This is a genomic window from Mesorhizobium sp. M0848, from assembly GCF_040319805.1.
In the GTDB taxonomy this organism is placed as follows: domain Bacteria; phylum Pseudomonadota; class Alphaproteobacteria; order Rhizobiales; family Rhizobiaceae; genus Mesorhizobium.
In genome coordinates this window covers 1-817 of the sequence record NZ_JAMYOM010000084.1, presented here as the reverse complement: position 1 = coordinate 817, position 817 = coordinate 1, and the positions used below count along the sequence as shown (strand labels likewise).

Annotated in this window: 1 protein-coding gene; it reads right to left on the bottom strand. The window is 62.2% G+C overall.

Annotated features, from left to right (window positions below):
• Positions 1-27: 27 nt before the first annotated feature.
• Positions 28-804, bottom strand: a complete 777-nt coding sequence (ehuA, locus tag NKH95_RS33380; protein WP_352894624.1) for an ectoine/hydroxyectoine ABC transporter ATP-binding protein EhuA — start codon at positions 802-804, stop codon at positions 28-30.
• Between the last annotated feature and the right edge of the window lie 13 nt (positions 805-817).

Here is an 817-nt window from a genome sequence, read left to right as displayed (position 1 = left end):
CTCCGTTCGAGCCGGCACCGCGTATAACTACCTCGCCTCGAGCACAGTACTGAGGAACTGTCGGGTCCGCTCGTTCTGCGGATTGCCGAAGAGCTGGTCGGGCGGGCCCTGTTCGGCAATCTTGCCGCCGTAAAAGAAGCAGACGCGGTCGGAGAACTCCTTGGCGAAGGCCATCTGGTGCGTGACCATCAGCATGGTGAGGTCATGCTCTGTGCCGAGCTTACGGATGACGTTGAGCACCTCCCCGACGAGTTCCGGGTCGAGCGCCGATGTCACCTCGTCGAACAGCATCACCTTGGGCCGCATGGCCAGCGCGCGAGCGATCGCCACGCGCTGCTTCTGGCCGCCGGAGAGCTGGATCGGGAAATGGTTCTTCTTGTCGCCGAGCCCGACCATATCGAGCAGCTCCGCCGCTCGGGCCTCGGCCTCCTGCCTGGAGAGCCCAAGCACCGAGACCGGCGCCTCCATGCAGTTCTGCAGCGCGGTCATGTGCGGGAAGAGGTTGAAGTGCTGGAACACCATGCCAATCTTGCCGCGCACGCGCCGCAAATGACGCTCACTCGCCGGCATCATCTGGCCGTTCTTCTGCATGTGCGTGAGCGGCTCCCCGTCTACCCAGATCACCCCCTCGTTAATGCGCTCCAGCGTCATCAGCATGCGCAGTACAGTGGTCTTGCCCGAGCCGGAGGGACCAATGATGCACACCTTCTCGTTGCGGGCAATGTCGAGATTGAGTTCGTCCAGCACGCTAAGCGCGCCGTAGCGCTTTGCGACGTTCTCAAAACGGACTATAGGTTCGCCCATGACTTTCTCGTTG

Coding starts and splice junctions, on each gene's coding strand:
- ehuA (WP_352894624.1), bottom strand. CDS start 804: ATGGGCGAACCTATAGTCCGTTTTGAGAACGTCGCAAAGCGCTACGGC.